This is a genomic window from Alkanindiges hydrocarboniclasticus (genome assembly GCF_001982605.1).
Lineage (GTDB): Bacteria > Pseudomonadota > Gammaproteobacteria > Pseudomonadales > Moraxellaceae > Alkanindiges > Alkanindiges hydrocarboniclasticus.
Map to the genome: position 1 here is coordinate 1 of NZ_MLCN01000085.1, position 986 is coordinate 986.

2 protein-coding genes are annotated in these 986 nt (G+C 42.9%); one reads left to right on the plus strand and one right to left on the minus strand.

Annotated elements, in window-relative coordinates:
* Nucleotides 1-783, plus strand: a 783-nt coding sequence (locus BKE30_RS15630) for an ISNCY family transposase (RefSeq protein WP_143253819.1), incomplete at its 5' end; no start/stop codon positions are given.
* Between the two features lie 7 nt (nt 784-790).
* On the opposite strand, the gene BKE30_RS16450 is transcribed toward BKE30_RS15630, so the two are convergent.
* The coding region (locus BKE30_RS16450) for a hypothetical protein (protein WP_227518429.1) at nt 791-986 on the minus strand (196 nt) is incomplete at its 5' end.

Sequence of the window (986 nt, forward strand, 5' to 3'; positions counted from 1 at the left end):
GACTATATGATTTCAACACGTTTATATGTCGAACAGCACGGTAAGCCTTTAGCGTTTTACAGCGACAAACATTCAGTCTTTAGAGTGAATCAAAGCAGCAAGAAAGACACCAAGATTACCCAGTTTGGACGTGTACTCAGCACCCTGAATATCGATATCATCTTCGCTAATTCACCGCAGGCCAAAGGCCGTGTGGAACGGGCCAACAGAACCCTTCAGGACCGTCTGATCAAGGAGATGCGCCTGAAAGGCATCTGTTCGATTGAGCAAGCTAATGTCTGGCTACCCTGCTTCATTGAGCAGTTCAATCAGAAGTTCGCCAAGATGGCTTTTAATCCTAAGAATCTACATCGGACTGTCACTGAAACAGCCGAAGAATTAGATGATATTTTTACCTGGCGTGAACCTCGCAGAGTCACGAATAGCCTGACGATTACTTATGATAAATGCGTCTATCTGCTGGAAAATACAGAAGAAAACCAGAGTCTCATGGGTAAATACATTGAATTTCTAGAATACCCAGACGGTACGGTCGCCATTGAATATCAGGGAAGAAAAATCAATTACAGCATCTTCGATAAATTAAGTCAGCTGAACCAGCGAGAGATTGTTGAGAATAAACGTTTGAGTTCAGTCTTGGCCCATATCCAGCAACAGCATGAAGAACTGGAACAGCAAAACAAACGAAGTCGTTCTCAATCTATGCCACGTAGACGAGCACAGAAAACAGCAATTCAACAACGAAATCTGAATCCTGTGCTTGACTTGGAAATGTCTGTATAGGACATTTCTATTTGGTTATTAGGTAGGACATTTCTACTTGGGAATAACAACAAATTCTGGGTTTTCTGCTGGGACTCGCATCTAGTACCTGCCAGTAGTGCAATGTGGTATCTGGCTGTTCATTGAGTAAGGTATCCGCAGATAACTCCACCCAGCGGCTAATACCTGATTTTTTGATAGAATCGACCCGATGTGAGTGATAT